General features: G+C 34.7%; 16 protein-coding genes. 8 read left to right on the forward strand and 8 right to left on the reverse strand.

Features of this window, described 5'->3' with window-relative positions; all coding sequences use genetic code 11:
* Positions 1 to 11: 11 nt before the first annotated feature.
* The 3 genes from GR162_RS07850 to GR162_RS07860 all read left to right on the forward strand — a co-directional run bounded on the left by GR162_RS07850 (position 12) and on the right by GR162_RS07860 (position 5,942).
* Positions 12 to 3,296 (forward strand): SusC/RagA family TonB-linked outer membrane protein, encoded by a 3,285-nt coding sequence (locus GR162_RS07850; RefSeq protein WP_160781666.1) that lies wholly within the window; start codon positions 12 to 14, stop codon positions 3,294 to 3,296.
* A 5-nt stretch (positions 3,297 to 3,301) separates the two neighbouring features.
* Positions 3,302 to 5,071 carry a RagB/SusD family nutrient uptake outer membrane protein gene (locus tag GR162_RS07855; RefSeq protein ID WP_160781667.1) on the forward strand — a complete coding sequence of 590 codons (1,770 nt, stop codon included), beginning with the start codon at positions 3,302 to 3,304 and terminating at the stop codon, positions 5,069 to 5,071.
* 502 nt (positions 5,072 to 5,573) lie between these two features.
* Entirely contained in the window at positions 5,574 to 5,942 is a 369-nt protein-coding gene (locus GR162_RS07860; protein ID WP_066034288.1) for an STAS/SEC14 domain-containing protein, read from the forward strand.
* A 71-nt stretch (positions 5,943 to 6,013) separates the two neighbouring features.
* Here GR162_RS07860 and GR162_RS07865 read toward each other — a convergent pair whose 3' ends face one another.
* The 3 genes from GR162_RS07865 to GR162_RS07875 are packed head-to-tail and all read right to left on the reverse strand — an operon-like array spanning position 6,014 to position 7,244.
* Complete coding sequence (locus GR162_RS07865; RefSeq protein WP_160781668.1) at positions 6,014 to 6,286, reverse strand: PrgI family protein; 273 nt, start codon at positions 6,284 to 6,286, stop codon at positions 6,014 to 6,016.
* Positions 6,287 to 6,323: 37 nt separating this feature from the next.
* The gene (locus GR162_RS07870) at positions 6,324 to 6,722 is read right to left on the reverse strand and encodes a hypothetical protein (protein ID WP_111367219.1); all 399 of its coding nucleotides are present in this window, start codon (positions 6,720 to 6,722) and stop codon (positions 6,324 to 6,326) included.
* Between the two features lie 33 nt (positions 6,723 to 6,755).
* Positions 6,756 to 7,244 carry a hypothetical protein gene (locus GR162_RS07875; protein WP_160781669.1) on the reverse strand — a complete coding sequence of 163 codons (489 nt, stop codon included), beginning with the start codon at positions 7,242 to 7,244 and terminating at the stop codon, positions 6,756 to 6,758.
* 337 nt (positions 7,245 to 7,581) lie between these two features.
* Here GR162_RS07875 and GR162_RS07880 point away from each other — a divergent pair, with 337 nt between their 5' ends.
* Together GR162_RS07880 and tnpA are read left to right on the forward strand one after the other, a co-directional pair.
* Positions 7,582 to 8,055 carry a CinA family protein gene (locus GR162_RS07880; RefSeq protein ID WP_160781670.1) on the forward strand — a complete coding sequence of 158 codons (474 nt, stop codon included), beginning with the start codon at positions 7,582 to 7,584 and terminating at the stop codon, positions 8,053 to 8,055.
* Between the two features lie 424 nt (positions 8,056 to 8,479).
* The gene (gene tnpA / locus GR162_RS07885) at positions 8,480 to 8,941 is read left to right on the forward strand and encodes an IS200/IS605 family transposase (RefSeq protein ID WP_160781671.1); all 462 of its coding nucleotides are present in this window, start codon (positions 8,480 to 8,482) and stop codon (positions 8,939 to 8,941) included.
* 55 nt (positions 8,942 to 8,996) lie between these two features.
* Here the strand turns inward: tnpA and GR162_RS07890 are convergent, their stop codons facing one another.
* Entirely contained in the window at positions 8,997 to 9,914 is a 918-nt protein-coding gene (locus tag GR162_RS07890; RefSeq protein WP_160781672.1) for a DsbA family protein, read from the reverse strand.
* Between the two features lie 330 nt (positions 9,915 to 10,244).
* Here GR162_RS07890 and GR162_RS07895 point away from each other — a divergent pair, with 330 nt between their 5' ends.
* Complete coding sequence (locus GR162_RS07895; protein WP_160781673.1) at positions 10,245 to 10,721, forward strand: TlpA family protein disulfide reductase; 477 nt, start codon at positions 10,245 to 10,247, stop codon at positions 10,719 to 10,721.
* Between the two features lie 6 nt (positions 10,722 to 10,727).
* Positions 10,728 to 11,342 (forward strand): thioredoxin family protein, encoded by a 615-nt coding sequence (locus GR162_RS07900; protein WP_008467550.1) that lies wholly within the window; start codon positions 10,728 to 10,730, stop codon positions 11,340 to 11,342.
* Positions 11,343 to 11,496: 154 nt separating this feature from the next.
* Here the strand turns inward: GR162_RS07900 and GR162_RS07905 are convergent, their stop codons facing one another.
* From GR162_RS07905 to GR162_RS07920, 4 genes are all read right to left on the reverse strand, one after another.
* Positions 11,497 to 12,726, reverse strand: coding sequence for a PQQ-dependent sugar dehydrogenase (locus GR162_RS07905; protein ID WP_160781674.1), 1,230 nt, complete (start codon positions 12,724 to 12,726; stop codon positions 11,497 to 11,499).
* A gap of 348 nt (positions 12,727 to 13,074) precedes the next feature.
* Positions 13,075 to 13,368: a DUF3861 domain-containing protein gene (locus GR162_RS07910; RefSeq protein WP_160781675.1), complete on the reverse strand. Its 294-nt coding sequence runs from the start codon at positions 13,366 to 13,368 to the stop codon at positions 13,075 to 13,077.
* 18 nt (positions 13,369 to 13,386) lie between these two features.
* On the reverse strand, positions 13,387 to 14,118 hold the full coding sequence (locus GR162_RS07915) for a LytTR family DNA-binding domain-containing protein (RefSeq protein ID WP_160781676.1): 732 nt from the start codon (positions 14,116 to 14,118) through the stop codon (positions 13,387 to 13,389).
* A complete protein-coding gene (locus GR162_RS07920; protein WP_160781677.1) occupies positions 14,115 to 15,161 on the reverse strand; it encodes a sensor histidine kinase in 1,047 nt (348 codons plus the stop codon). Before GR162_RS07920 ends, GR162_RS07915 begins: the two co-directional genes overlap by 4 nt.
* A 264-nt stretch (positions 15,162 to 15,425) precedes the next feature.
* Between GR162_RS07920 and GR162_RS07925 the strand changes: the two genes are divergently transcribed.
* Positions 15,426 to 16,580 (forward strand): efflux RND transporter periplasmic adaptor subunit, encoded by a 1,155-nt coding sequence (locus tag GR162_RS07925; RefSeq protein WP_160781678.1) that lies wholly within the window; start codon positions 15,426 to 15,428, stop codon positions 16,578 to 16,580.
* Position 16,581: the final 1 nt, after the last annotated feature.

A 16,581-nucleotide genomic window follows, 5' to 3' on the forward strand; every position in this document is an offset into this window, starting at 1 on the left:
TTACTTAAATCATGTATTTTAAACCTTCTTATTTAAATCTAAAGAGTTTTGTCTTTTTAGTTCTAGCTTTACTTGCCTTTCAGAGCGGTTATAGTAAAACTAATTTGCTAAAAGAGCCAAAAGTAACAAATAAAATAGAAAAAGCTACCCTTGTCTCTATTTTTTCAAAATTAACGCAGCAGACTGACTACAAATTCAGTTATGGACAAGCTGTAATTGCTGATAATACAGTTTATGCAGTAAATTATAACAGTGAGTCTATTACGGCGATTTTGAATGATCTTTCTAAAAAAGCCAATTTTAATTATAACATTAACGGAAAACTAGTTTTAATTCAAAAAACAGCTGCGCCAAAAGCAGTTAATACTAAAGCGGTTGACAGAATTAAAGTAAAAGGAAAAGTGGTCGATGAAAATAAACTGCCGATTCCTGGAGCAACAATTACAGAAACAAGTTCGTCAAATTCAACGGTAACTAATTTCGATGGAGAATTTGAAATTACAGTTGGAGAAGGAAAAACGATTGACATTTCTTATATGGGTTATAAAACTAAAACAGTTGCCGTACAAACTGGTTTTATGACCATTCAATTAGATCCAAATACAGCGGAATTAAACGAGGTTTTGGTTGTAGGTTACGGAAAACAATCTAAAAAAGACGTTACTGGTGCGGTTACACAATTGGAAGCAGCAAACTTCAAACAAGGTGTAAACGTTTCTGTAGACAATTTAATACAAGGAAAAGTGGCTGGTGTGCGTGTTGTAAATACTAGCGGTGAGCCAGGAGCGGGGGTAAACGTAACAATTCGTGGAGTTGGATCTATTAGAAGCGGAAGTACGCCGTTGTTTGTTGTAGATGGTGTGCCTTTGTCTAATGACGATGTGAGTCCGTCGGGAAGTAATGTTGGATTTGGAACTTCTTCAGCAAAAAATCCATTGAACTTTTTGAATACAAGCGATATCGAATCGATTACGGTTTTGAAAGATGCGTCGGCTTCTGCCATTTATGGAGCAAGAGGATCTAACGGAGTGGTTTTGGTAACCACTAAAAAAGGTTCTAAAGGAGAAGGAACATTAACTTTTGATACTTATACAGGAGTTGCAACTGTGGCTAACAAACTTGATGTTTTAAGCGCTGGCGAATACAGAAATGCAATTAAAGACAAAGCGTTTGATCACGGCGGAAATACAGATTGGCAAGATGTAATTTACAGAACAGCTATTACGACAAACAATTCGCTGTCTTTTTCTAAACAGACAGAATCTGGAAATTATTATGCTTCGATTGCTCAAATGGATCAGGAAGGTGTGGTTCGCAACAGTAATTTCAAACGTCTTTCTGGAAGAATCAATGCTACTGAATCGTTTTTGGATAACAAACGTTTGAAAGTAAAAATGAATCTTACGGCGAGTGAAACTAAAGATAATGGAGTTCCAACAAGTGATGACGGTGGTTCTAACGGACAATTGATTGTGCATACTTTAATGGCAAACCCGACCCGTTCTGTTTTTGATGCGAATGGAAATTATACCAATTTCAATATGAATGCGCATTACAACCCAGCGTATTTGTTGAGCATTTACCAAGATCAGACTAGAACTTTAAGAGTTTTAGGAAACTTAGAAGCGTCTCTTAGAATTATTGACGGATTAGAATATAAATTGAACATTGGTGTCGATCGTTCGATGGCGGAGAGAAACACAACCATTTTTCCAAACTTAACCGATTTGAATCCGAAAGGGAAATATGTTCAGAATAATTTAGACTCTAAAAACTCTTTAGTTGAGCATTATCTAACGTACAATTTGAATTTAGATAAACATAAAATTGAAGCTTTAGGAGGTTTTTCATACCAAAAATTTGAAAGATCGGGTACAAGTTTCAGCATTGACGGAATCGCAAATCAAGGTGAGGGAGTTCCGCCTTCAATCAATCCTGGTTTTAAAGGCACGCAATCTGGAACAACAGGTTACGCGCAGGAAAATGAATTGCAGTCTTATTTCGGAAGATTGAATTACAGTTTTGATAACAGATATCTTTTAACAGCTTCAATGAGAGGTGATGGTTCTACTCGTTTTGGTAAAAACAACAAATATGGTTATTTCCCATCATTTGCCTTAGGATGGAATATTGCTAACGAAAGTTTCTTGAGAGATTCTTCTACTTTGAACAATTTAAAACTAAGAGCAAGCTGGGGACAAACAGGAAACCAAGAGGTTGAAAATAAAATTACGCAAGCTAGTTATTCTTTGTCTGGAGCTGATGGATATTATTTATACGACGATTTAAATCTAGTGAATGGAGTTTCTGTAAACAGAACACCAAATCCTGATTTGAAATGGGAGGTTGTAACGCAATATAACGTTGGTCTAGATTTCAATTTATGGAATGACAAGTTATATGGAACATTAGATTATTTCAATAAAACGACTACCGATGCGATTTTAAATGTTCCATCTCAAGCTTTGAGTCCAACGACTACAATCTGGACAAATATTGACGGTAAAATCATCAATAAAGGAATCGAGTTTATGTTAGGTTCAAAAATAGTGGACACTAAAAACTTCTCTTGGAATATTGATATGAATGGAGCAACGCTTCATAATAAAATTGAAGATCTTCCGGTTTCAGAAATTTTGACAGGAACAATTTCTGGTCCTGGGCAATCGGGTGTAAATGCGAATATCTACAAAAGCGGATACGCAGCAGGATCATTCTATTTGTTGGAACACATTGGTTTTGATGCCAATGGAGCAAATATCTTTAAAGATCAAAACGGAGATGGTAAAATTGACAATAGCGATAGAATCATTATCGAAGGAGCTTTACCAACTTTCTACTACGGATTTAATAGTGATATGAGATACAAAAACTTTACATTCTCATTTTCTATTATCGGACAAACGGGAGGCTATTTATTGAATAATACAGGTTTAAATGCATTAAATATCAACAACTTGGCATCTGACCGCAACGTAGCGACAAATTATTATGAGTCTGGGGCAAATCCTGCAAATTCACCAATTTTGTCCACTTTATTCTTAGAAAAATCAGACTTTATCCGATTGAATACAGCTCGTATTGGTTACAATTTTGATTTAAAAGGATTGAACTGGATCAACGGATTAACACTTTATATTACAGGTCAAAACTTAATTACGATTACCAATTACACAGGTTACGATCCGTTAATCAACAGTCCGAAATCTAATGGAGGAAATCAATCTATCGGTATTGATTATGCGAGTTATCCAACTTCTAGAACATTCAGTTTTGGAGCAACTTTAAAACTATAATTATTATGAAGACAAATACTATTTTTAATATAAAAACATTAGCGATATTTTCTTTTATATGGCTTTTTGCAAGCTGTACGAATCTTGACGAAGTGGTGCTGGATGAGGTTTTAGGAGAAGACGCTTCAAATCCTGCTGGAGCTTTGGCGGCAGCTTATGATCGTTTGGGAGACGGAACTTTTGTAGATCATGGCGGTGTTTTCTCTTTACAAGAATATACGACAGACGAAGCCATTTTGCCAACTCGCGGAAGTGACTGGGGAGACGGAGGAAAATGGAGAGACATGCATGAGTTTACTTGGAAATCGGATAATGCAATTGTGGTAGATAACTGGAATAAATTGACAAACGGAATTACGCGTTCCCTAACGGCTATTCAATCAGTTGAAGAAAGTTCAATTCCAGAGAAGAAATTGTTTTTAGCGGAAGCGAAAGGACTTTTAGCATATTATTTATACACGACTTTAGATTTGTACGGTCAAGCGCCTTATAGAGACCCGATGAATCCGAATGCGCCTTTACAGATTTTAAAAGCCGATACGCAAATTGATCAATTGATAAAAGATGTAGAAGCTTTATTGCCAGATTTGGCAGAAATGGGAACACAGCAGACGCATCATGGAAGATTTACAAAAGAAGCGGCGTATGGATTTTTAGCGCAGATGTATTTGAATCGTGCTGTTTTTAAAGATCGTTATAATGCATCTTCAAGCTTTAATTTTACTGAAGCGGCAGCAACGGGTACAGGAACAGATATGGATCGGGTAATTTATTATACTTCATTGCTGATTGATTCTGGAAAATATTCTTTAGAAAGTGATTATTTCAAAAACTTTGCAAGAGACAATGATAAAGGAAAAGAATTGATTTTTGCTATTTCTCAAAAGATCGATTACATCAGAAATGGTTCAAACAGTTTTGCTTATGTGTGTATGGAGCGTAACCAGAGAACTTCTGCTGCAAATAGAGGAACCAATGCGGCTTGTACAACTCCTGAGTTTTTTGCAACATGGGATGGAAATCATGATGATCCGAGATTTCAGCAAAAATACCAATATTCTGACGGAACTTGGTTTAAAAATGACGGTACAGATGTAAGTGTTCCAGCAACAGATATTGTACCTAAAAGTGCCAATTTGCCTTGGTTCCACTTCAATAGAGGAATCCAGTACGGACCACAATACGGTTCAATCCTATTGTCTTCTGGTTCATTGGAAATGCTTAACGGACGTATAAAAGTCTCTCCATTATACATGGAAAAAAGCACAACAACAAGAATGGATTTTACGCCTTCTTTGACTTTTAAGAATCCAGCTCAGGCTGTTTTTGCTCAAAATGAAATCAATCAAGGAGCACGTATTTTTAAATATGAATTTGACCCAGAAGGAGGAAACGGAAACAGTAATGTTGATATTCCGTTATATCGTCTAGGCGGAATTTACACGATGAGAGCCGAAGCGTATTTCAGAAAAGGAAATACAGCTCAGGCCATGGAAGATTTGAACAAATTGCGCACAAGCAGAAAAAGAGAATCATTATATGGAAGTACGCCAGGTAAAGCTTTGACAGCAATTGACCAGACCGTTTTATACAACGAGATTGGTTTTGAATTATACTGGGAATTATATAGAAGACCTCAAATGATCCGTTTTGGAAAATTTGATCTTCCTGGAACTGCAAAAGCTGCTTCACAACCTTACAGAAGAGTATTCCCAATTCCACAATCGACAATCGACGTGACCAAGGAGTTTAAACAAAACCAAGGATACAATTAAGTTTGTTTTTTAGAGTAACAAAGTAACAAAGTGACAAAGGTGCAAAGGCACAAATTAAAGCGCTAAATCTAACATTAAATATTTACAATGAATTTTTTAGCAATTAAAAAACTTTGTCACTTAAAATCTTTAAAGTTTGTGTGTTAGTTTTTTTTATTTTTTTCCAAAAAGCCTGTTTTCAAAAAAGCAGGCTTTTTTTTTAGATGCTAAGGTTCTGAGATGTTAAGATTCTAAGTTTTTTTCTGCACTGTAGAGATGCACTGCAGTTCATCTAAACCAAAGTTTTTCCTTTCCCACTAATAAAAATTTAAGTCTGTAAAAGGAAACTTAGAATCTTAGCATCTCAGAACCTTAGTATCTTTAAAAAGAACTTAAAAAAATATAATAAACGAATAGTTAAATGTAAGTGTTATCAGGTTGATAATGAGTATATTTGAGATAGCTTTGAAACATCATTAAAATGTTAAAATAAAACTCATTAATAACTCAAAATATAAAAATCATGATACATCAGATCGATACTACAGATAATATTGTTGCCTTTAGAGCATTGGCGGAAGTAACAAAAGAAGATTTTGTGACAACAGTAACTCCAGCCGTTGAGCATTTGGTAAAACAGACAAATGAAATTAATTTTTTGTTGGTTTTAGATACTGACATTGAGAATTTTACGGCAGGTGCTTGGCTTCAAGATGCTCTTCTTGGCTTGAAAAATCTTGGAAAATGGAATAGGGCAGCAATCGTTACGGATACAGACGAAATCATTTCTTTCACAAATGGATTTAGCTATATTGTTCCCGGTGAGTTTCGTGGTTATAAAAAAGTTGATTTTAATAAAGCATTAAACTGGGTAGAAGGAAATATAAATTAATCCAGTAGCGAATAAAAAAGAGCGCTTATTTCACATATAAGCGCTCTTTTTTTATTATGGTTTATAAAATTTTAGTGATTGTATTCGATACCGCTGCTTGATTGAGCATCAATTTTGTCTTTAGATACTTGACTATATTTTTTATAACATGCCGATGCCAAAATTGGTAATGCAAGACTTCCTACAACAGCACTTGCTTTTGGATGTCCCATTTTCTTCAAAACTGCCGATGCTAAAAGAGCACCAACGCCAACACATACCATTTGTTTTACTGACAGATTTAACGGTTTGCTTTCAGGTTTAATTCCGTGTAATAATGGGTCTATAAAATTTAAATTCTCCATAATGCCAATTAATTTTAATTTTACTTATTTGTTATTTTTAATTTTTACTGTTTTCAGTGTCAGTTTCACTCTCAATTTTCTCAATTTCGACCTTTTCCTTTTTTATGGCTTGGCGCAAAAGAGCAAAAAGACTCATATAAACATTTGCCATAAAAACTAGAGAAAACCCTGCCAAAATATATCCTCTCCAGTCATTTAACAAAAGTTTATAATCGCAGATAATCAGAAACGCAATTGTAACGTAATGACTAAAGCAATATTCACACGTAAGGAGATAAAAAAACTTCCTTGACAGTATGTATTTGTCATTTTTAGAATGTCTGACACACCATTCATGCGGTTCTCTAAAAATCTCTTCGTGTGTGACAGTCCAGCTGATGCAAGCAATTGGAATCGCTAGTACAAAAAGCCAGACAATTTGAGTGGCTAAAGTCATATCACTTAATGCTTTACAATTTACGAAATTTTGTTATTCTCTCGGGTGATTTTCAGGATAATGTTCTGCATCAAAATCGTCCAATTCTTCATCCTTATCCAGATCGACGTCTTTTTCCAGATCATTTTCATAATCCAAATCAGGATCATATTCATCATTTAAATCATCTTGTTTGCCATCGTTTGTAATGGCATCATCTTCATTGATGATTCTTTCCTGATTAGGAATATTCTCTGAACGGATATTAGTATTAGGTTCAAAATCTCCTTTAGGATGCGATGGATCTTCAATAAACTCTTCCTGATATTGATATGGATCTTCATCACGTGCATAATTGTCATTGTCAACCAGCGTATTTTGTTCATAATAATCAGGATCGCTTTCGCCAAATTCTCGATTGTCATGTTTTTTCAAAACTTGTTTGAACTCGTCTTCATTAGAGTAAGTACCGTCAACAAGAGTATTTTGTTCGATATAATCAGGATCAAATTGACCATAATCATGGTTGTGTTGCTTTTCCATAATACTATTTTTTAGATTATTACTTTTTCAAGATTGAATCTTCATAAAAGAAGACCTTTAATTCCTTACAGTTTACTGTAATTGTCTTATCGTAGCTTTTAAAAGTCACATCATTTTTCTGGTTTTAAATTATTTTTCGGCTTATACTAGTGACTTTAAAAAGCTGTATTTACAAATTTACCACGTAATAAGAAGGAAGTCTTTATAGAAAAATAAATGATAGTTGCATAATTAACAGTTACTTATAATGTAAATATTGTAAGAAATTATGTAAGTTTAATCTCTGGTAACAATTTACATTTGAAGTAAAATAATGTGTAATTAAATCGAAATCAATATGCCATCAGAAAAGGTAACCGCGTGCTGTCAGACTTTAATCGAAAAGAACTTAACAATAGCATTTGCAGAAAGCGCCTCTGCCGGAAAAATGTGTTATGAGTTTTCGAGAGTTATTAATTCCGGAAGAATTCTCATAGGAGGAATTGTATGTTATCACACTTCAATGAAGGAAGATTTGTTACATATTCCGTGGGGAACTATTGAACAGTATAGTGCAGAATCTGCAGAAGTTACCAAGTTAATGGCGCAAAATTTTTATCGCTACATTAATTCAGATATTTGTGTTGGTTTAACAGGACTGACAACGCCAGGGGGAAGTGAAAGTGAGTCAAAACCTGTAGGGACTATTTTTATCCATATTATCCTTGGAGAAAAACAAATTGCCAAACGTTTTGAATTTAAAGGAACTCCTGAAGGCATTATTGACCAGGCAATAGATGTTGTAGCCGATTTGATTTTGAAGGAAATCTAATAAACCAACCAAACGTCCCTACGGGACGAAACACAAAAAAAAACATTTTTTTTTCTACCGATGAGATGTTCCTAGCGGAACATGTTTTGGATAGATATTTTCTAGATGTTGTGGGCGATTTGATTTTGAGGGAAATATAATCCAATCAAACTTCCTTACGGGACGAAATAAAAAAACATTTTTTTTCTACCGATGAGATGTTCCTAGTGGAACATTTTTTTTAATTTTTTCTATTATAGAAAGAAATGCTCCTGTGGAACTTTTTTGTCTTAAAGTAATATTCTAAAAACTTTTAGAAGGCATATTAAAAGTGATTATTTTTAAAATTTGCATTGTTGAGAAAAGAATGTTCCGCTAGGAACATCTCATCGGTAGAACTTTAATTAATCATGTTTTTTCGTTCCGTAGGAACGTTTGGTCGGTAATGGCAAATACATATACGCAATTGCACATACAATTTGTATTTGCGGTGAAATACAGAAAAGCATTAATTGCAAAGGAATGGAAAGACAAATTGCATCAATATATCACAGGTATAATTCAATCTAATAATCATAAATTGTTATGTATTAATAGTATGCCGGATCATATACATATTTTTATAGGGATGCGTCCTACACAATCCATTTCAGCACTAATCCAAAATGTAAAAACAGAAACCAGCAAATGGATTAAAGAACAAAACTTGTCACCAGATTTTTCTTGGCAAGAAGGTTACGGAGCATTTTCATATTCAAGAAGCCATGTGCCAAACGTCATTCGTTATATTCAAAATCAAGAAGAGCATCATAAAAGAGAAACATTTTTAGAAGAATACCAGAAACAGCTGAAGGCTTTCGAAATTGAGTATGACAAAGAATATATTTTTAAGGAACCTCTTATGTAATTTTAGTCATCTTAGCCATCAGATGTTTCAAAATGATATTCTGTAGTTTTTCCAATTATTCTTTGCAGTATAACACGCCATTTTTAATCGTCTTTTTATCCAGTTTTCCTTTGCTGAATAATTCCTCTAGAATAATTTTTGCCTCGTTAACTGAAATATTGTGAATAACAGCATATTCTTTTGGAGCAAGTGTTGGATATATTTCAAAAATTGATAAAGAATTTTTGTTCTCAAATTTTTTCTTTTTAGCCTCAGGAAATAAAGCCAACAAAGCATTTTCATAAGCGGTGTAAGGTTTACAGCCATAGACAGTAAGCTGATTATTATTGGCATCAGCTAAAAATAAAGTTGGAAAACCTCTTATGCCAAGAGTTTTTCCTAGATTTAAATCTTCTTGAAAAAGTTTTTTGGCATCTCCATCATAGTCTGTTTTTAATTTTTCCACATTCAATCCGGCAGTTTTAGCAGCTTCTGCCAAGTTCTCCCATTTTGCAATATTCTTTTTATCTAGATATAGCTTTTCGCGAAGAATGCGCATAAATTTCACAGCCTTTTCTTTACTCTGCATTTGGGCTCCTTTCATGGCAATGCAGGAAGGATAAGAAGAATCTAACGGATCTTCAAGCCAAACATTTCCATCAATTGGCATTTCGTAATACAAACTCGCCTCGTCCCAATGATGCGCAACGTCAGAAGGTTTGCTTATTCCGCCGCTGTTATAGGTCCAATCAGGCAATAAACCGCCCATTCGGTAATCAATTTCGAAATAATCGCCGTATTCCAGTTTTAATTTTCTAAGCTGAGGTTCAATTCCCCAACAAGAAGAACAAATGGGATCGGTATAGTAAATTATCTTAACAGGTTTATTTTCTACAGGAATGGCTGTTTTTGCATTCGTTTTTTCGCCAGCAGGTATTTCGCACATTCCGCTCACAGGATCGCATAATAGCGGATTTGTTTTGTCTTTACTCATTTTAGAATTTGTTTGTGACTGACAGTTTACACTGAAAATCAGGATTAATAGTATCGACAGTATTTTCATAGTAATTTTTAAAAGGTACTCTCGGATTTATGAATATGCTGCAAAGTTGAGCAGAATTTCATAGCCAGTCAATTAGTCAAGAAAACATGACTAGAATCTAGGGATTTCATTTCTGAATAAATCTGGTTTTGTATCGGAATAATAAACTTTGCCTCTTTGCAACTTGGCACCTAAAAAACTCATTAAACTTTCATTAACAAAAAGTAAGATTTCATTATTTTATATTTGTAAGACACAAATTAATCCTAAAGCATTCTTCTCATGAAAATAAAGCCTTTTTTCTATATATTTTTATTCGGTATTATTTCGATTTCGGCATATAGCCAGAATGTGAAACTGATTAATATCAATCAGCTTAATGAGAGAATCAAAAACGGGAAAGATAGCACTTATGTCGTGAATTTTTGGGCAACGTGGTGTGCGCCATGCATAAAAGAATTACCACATTTTGAGAAATTAGGAGGAGAACACAAATCAGAAAAACTGGCTGTTTTATTAGTAAGTTTAGATTTTAAATCGAAACTAGAATCAAATGTAATTCCGTTTGTGAAAAGGAAGAATTTAAAGAATGAAGTCTTTTTATTAAATGAAAGCAGTCCACAAGAATTTATTGATAGAATTGATTCAAGCTGGTCGGGAAGTATTCCAGCAACGCTTTTCATCAAAGGAGATAAACGAAAATTTGTCGAAAGCGAATTTACCTACGAACAATTATTAACTGAATATAAAAAACTGTAAACCATTATGAAAAAAATAATCTTATTACTAGCATTAGCATTTTCTGCTTTTCTATCTCACGCACAAAATGCTGTAACACTTAAAGCGGGCGATGCTGCTCCTGATTTCAAACTGAAAAATGTGGACAACAAAGAAGTTTCTTTTGGAACTTTTAAAGATGCAAAAGGATATATTGTAGTTTTTACCTGTAACACTTGTCCATACGCAATTGGATATGAACAGAGAATTATCGATTTGGATAAAAAATTTAAACCGCAAGGATATCCAGTAATCGCTATTAATCCGAATGATCCTGAAGCTTCTACGGCTGACACTTTTGCTAAAATGCAAGATTTGGCAAAAGACAAAAAATATCCTTTCCCATATTTGTTTGATCCAGGACAGAAAATTACGGATGAGTATGGAGCAAAGCGTACGCCTCATATTTTTATCGTTTCTAAAACTGCAAAAGGAAATGTTGTTGAATATGTAGGAGCAATCGATAATGATCCAGAAGGAAATAATCCTCAGAAAATTAAATACGCAGAAGATGTAATTGCATCCTTAAAAAGCGGACAAAAACCAGCAATCACGCAGACTAAAGAAATTGGCTGTACTGTAAAAAGAAAAGCAAAAGCTTAAGTTTTTTGTTTCAGGTTTCAAGTTCCATGTTTTATTCCGTTTGCGTTTAACTTGAAACATGAAACATGAAACTTGAAACTTGAAACAAAAGAATCATAAAACACGAAACGCCCCATATTTGGGGCGTTTTTTTGGCATGTATAGATGAACAAGTTTACTTTTTATCTATTTTATAAAGTCTTCCTTGATCGGTAACGGCGTATAATGCTTCATCTTTTCCTTGTGTAATATCTCTAAATCTTTGTCCTTCGCCAGCCAATAATCTTTCTTCACCAGCCACTTTATTGTCTTTAAAAGCTAAACGTACAATATGCATACCGCTTAAAGCGCCTATGAATAAATTATTTTCCCATTCTGGAATTCGTTTTCCAGCGTAAAACGTCATACCGCTTGGCGAAACCACAGGATCCCAATAATAAACAGGCTGTTCCATTCCGGTTTGCTGCGTAATACCCTCTCCAATTTTCGTACCACTATATTCAATTCCGTAAGTAATTGTTGGCCAGCCGTAATTTGCTCCAGCTTTAATTCGGTTAATTTCGTCACCGCCTCTAGGCCCGTGTTCGCTTTGCCATAATTCGCCTGTTGTCGGATGCATAGCCAATCCCTGTGGATTTCTATGTCCGATGGTATAAATTTCTGGTAAAGCCCCAGCCTGAGTAAACGCTGGATTTCCTGGAGCTGCCTGTCCGCTTGTTGTAATACGGATAATTTTACCCAAACTGCTTGTTACAGATTGAGCCAACGGACGCGTTTCTAGAACTGATCTTTCTCCAATGCTTACAAATAAATTTCCAGTTTTGTCAAATAAAATACGGCTTCCGTAATGCAGTGTGCTTGCGTTGGGCGTGTTCGAACGATAAATAACCGTTGCGTTCTCAATTGCTTTTTCGTCGTCAGAAATTCTTCCTTTCGCGACAGCGGTAATATTTCCGCCTGCTACAACTTCAGAGAAAGTCCAATAAATCATTCTATTGGTAGCAAATGCAGGATCAAGACAAATTCCAAGTAATCCGCCTTGGCTATCTGGATTAACAGCAGGAACTCCAGTTAGTGCATTGCTGATAACACCTGCTTGAGTTACGATTTTAATTTTGCCTCCTTTTTCAGTTACAAGCAGACGTCCGTCAGGAAGATAAGCAACTCCCCAAGGAGCGCTTAAGCCGCTGGTAATAACTTTAGATTCAATTTCGGTGGTAGTTTGGATACTTCCTGCTCGTGTCTGCCCTGCAAAAGCGGGCTGATAAGTCGTATTTGCCGTTCCCGTTTCTACAGGAGGCCCTGTTGGTCCTGGATCTGTGCCTCCGTCAGTATTGTCGTTATTAGAGCAACTGCCTAAAACAAGAATGCCTGCAAGAAGAAAAATACTTTTTTGAATTATCATAATGCTTTTATTTTTTGGTTAACAATAAATTTTTGCATTATCGAACATTTCGAAAGTGAAGATTATGAATAGAGATTCAATAACGTTGAAATGGTCAGTTTCAAATGAATGCTCTGTTTTTTCAATTAAGAATGCCTAAACGCTTGTGCCATTTATGTGAAGCAGTAGAATTTCAAAATAGAAATTAAACTTCTTTTGGAAAAAGCATTTAGTGGGACATGCTTAATTGGAACGGAAAATTGTGATAAAATATTGCCAATACGAATTGGATTGTCTTCATCTTAGCAGAAATTTAACATTCAATATTTTAAAAGAAATTGGGCTGAGGCCTTACTTTTAAAGAAGATTTTAAAGGCTTTTTAATTTTTTCATGAAAATGGGAAAAACTTCGTTCAATTCGTCAAAAAGAGGATTTTTGCGATTTTTCAATTTGATTTCGCTAAACAATTTTAATCCCAAAGCAAATTGAACTGCTTCTGAATCGCTTGCAAAAATATTTTTTTGTTTGATTTTTTCTATAATTCCAAAAATTTCGTCGTGATTGTCAAATTCTATTCCAAGTTCTTTTGCTGGTTTGATTTCGCCGTTTGCATATTCCTTAAGGCTTAAAGTAAGGAAATATTTGTTTGATCTTTTTTCCATGATTTTGTAATTCTAATTTTATTTCAGCCATTTATCTACCAATGTTTTAAAGGCTTCTTTATATTGTTCGCCAACTGTTATTTCTATTTTATCAATAAAAATGGAGTTTTTGCTGATGGCGCTTATTTTATCTAGTGAAACAATGAAAGAGCGATGCACTCGCATGAACTTTGAAGAAGGCAGTTTTTCTTCTAATGCTTTAAGCGAAATAAGAGACATTAAGGCTTTCTGAGAATCCTCAAGATGTACTTTTACATAATCTTTCAGACTTTCAATGTAGGTGATATCTTTCAGTGAAATTCTGACCCATTGGTATTCAACTTTTAGAAAGATAAATTCATCATCTGCAGCAATGGAATTGAAATGATTATTTGCTTCTTCAGACAATTGTAAAACTTTGCTAGAGGCGCGCAGAAATTCTTCGTAGCTGAAAGGTTTTAAAAGATAATCCACAGCATTTACTTTATACCCTTCAATTGCATAATGATTGTAAGCAGTTGTAAAAATAATTTTTGGCAATGGTCCAGCTTGATCTTGTATTAACCTTGCCAGCTCCATTCCGCTTAAATTGGGCATATTGATATCCAAGAAAACTAAATCGGGTTTTGTTTCCCTGATAAGTCCCATGGCATCAACGGCATTATCGCAAGTAGAAATTAATTCTAAAAACGGAGTTTGCTCTATAAAAGTTTGCACCAATCTTAAAGCCAATGGTTCGTCATCTACTGCTATACATTTTAATACTGTCATTGCTCTAAATTTATCTTCAACTTAATTTTATACGTTCCGTGATCGGTAACTCCAAAAGAAATAAAATGCTGATTTGGATAAATCAATTGTAATCTTCGCTTGGTATTGGCTAAACCAATTCCACCCACATCAGAAACAGCTGTTTTTTCGAAATAAGTATTTTCTACTTCAAATTCCAGTTCGCTTTCATTTTGTGTAAGCTTTATGTAAATCTCACTTTTATCTGTGGCATGAACACCGTGTTTAAAAGCATTTTCTACTAAAGGTAGTAATAACATCGGAACAATTGGGTAATCGTGTATTTTTTCGGGAATATCTGTTGTAATGGTCAGTTTGCTATTGGCACGAAGTTTCATTAAAGCAATAAAATCTTTCATAAATTCAGCTTCTTTCAGCAAAGTTGTTTTCTCTTCAGTGCTATAAAGCAGATAGCGCATCATGCGGCTTAAAGTATGAAGTGCATTTCTAGAATCTTCAATATTGGTATACGTTAACGAATAGATGCTATTAAGCGAATTAAAGAAAAAATGCGGATTGATTTGCGCTTTTAGCATTGCTAACTCAGCTACAGTTTTGTCTTGTTCGAGTTTCTGTTTATGCTGTGCTGCTTTTTGCCAATGCTGTAACATGGCCCAACTGGTGCTTATTCCTAAAACCAATAAGGTCAAAGTAAAAACATAATTGTCAAAATAAGGATTTTTATATTTTTTAAAACCAATAGCTTTCATAATCTGATTGTGAAGATCGGTTTGCGAGGTATAGAAATAAGCGATTAGCTGCATGGCAATAACAGCCGCAAATGCCCAAAGCAAGAAAGGGGAGGTATTGTCTTTTATGATGGTTTTTGGAACTATGATTTTTGCAGTAGAATAAAATAGAACCATTAGTAAAATTAGTAATATGCTCTGCCAAAGCCAGAATACTTGCGGAAGTACAACATTCCAGGTAAGCGGAATATAAAACAGCATAAGATACCCTAATAAAGACCAGCCAAGAATGTGTAATCCGGTAAATAAATAAGGTCTGAAAATATTCGGTGTCATTAATTTATGATTTGTTTGGACAATATTACATTTTATTTGGATACAAATTTTCAGCAATCGCCAAAACCCGAATTAGAGCCTCTAAAAAGCATTTTAGAGCCGATAAGATAAAAATTAAACAGCTGTTTAATATTTTAAAAAATTCCATCGGCTCTCATCTTATCTTTATCGATTATCTCTTGCTGTTCGTCTATTTGAAAAATTTCGTGCGTAATATTTTATTTCTTTTGTTGGCATTTAATCGATAATTACACATTTTTCACAATGAATAAGCCATCATTTTTAAGCATTCTCGCAGCATCACTTATTATCGCTTCTTGCGGTAAAAATGATAAATCGGCTCAGGCCGGAGGTGCACCGCAGATTAAAGAATATAAGACTGTGACATTACAGCCGGAATCAGCGACTTTGAACAGCGATTTTCCTGCTAGTATTCAAGGCCAGCAAAACATAGAAATCCGTCCAAGAGTGGAAGGTTATATTGATAAAATTTTTGTTGATGAAGGAGCAGTCGTAAAAGCAGGGCAACCGTTATTTAAAATCAGCGCTCCAGAATATGAACAGCAAGTTCGTACTGCAACAGCAAGCATTAAAAGTGCTCAGGCAGAAGTGAGCTCGGCAAAATTGGCTGTAAATAAAGTGAAGCCATTGGTTGAAAAAGGGATTATAAGCAAATACGATCTAGAATCTGCTCAATACACTTATGAGTCGGCTATGGCATCTTTAGCTCAGGCCAATGCCGCTTTAGTAAATGCTAAAGTTAATTTAGGATATACCACCGTAACGAGCCCTGTAAATGGAGTTGTAGGTTCAATTCCGTTTCGTTTAGGAAGCTTGGTAAGTTCAAATACAGCGGAGCCTTTAACAACAGTTTCAAGTATTGGTAATGTCTATGCTTATTTTGCAATGAATGAAAAAGTACTGCTAAATTTTACTAAAGACGCAGGAGGTTCATTAAACCAAAAAATAAAAAGTATGCCCGAAGTTTCTTTAGTGCTTTCTGACGGGTCGACTTATGATCAGAAAGGAAAAATTGAAACTGTAAACGGATTAATCAATACAGAAACAGGTACAGTAAATTTTAGAGCACGTTTTCCAAACCCAAAAGGAGTTATAAGAAGCGGAAGCAGTACAACAGTGCAGATTCCGAATTTCGTAAAAGATGCCATTATAATACCGCAAAGCGCCACTTTTGAACTTCAGGATAAAATGTTCGCAGTAGTTGTTGGTAAAGACAAAAAGACAAGAAATGCGAATATCACGGTGCTTGACAATTCAGCAGGAAACTATTATGTGGTAACAAGCGGTTTGAAACCTGGTGACGAAATTGTATTGGAAGGAGTTGCTTCATTAAAAGAAGGAACTGAAATTAAAGCTCAAAATCAAAGCCCAGAAACAGTTTACGCCGATTTAAAATAAA

Source organism: Flavobacterium sp. HBTb2-11-1 (assembly GCF_009826975.1).
GTDB lineage: Bacteria > Bacteroidota > Bacteroidia > Flavobacteriales > Flavobacteriaceae > Flavobacterium.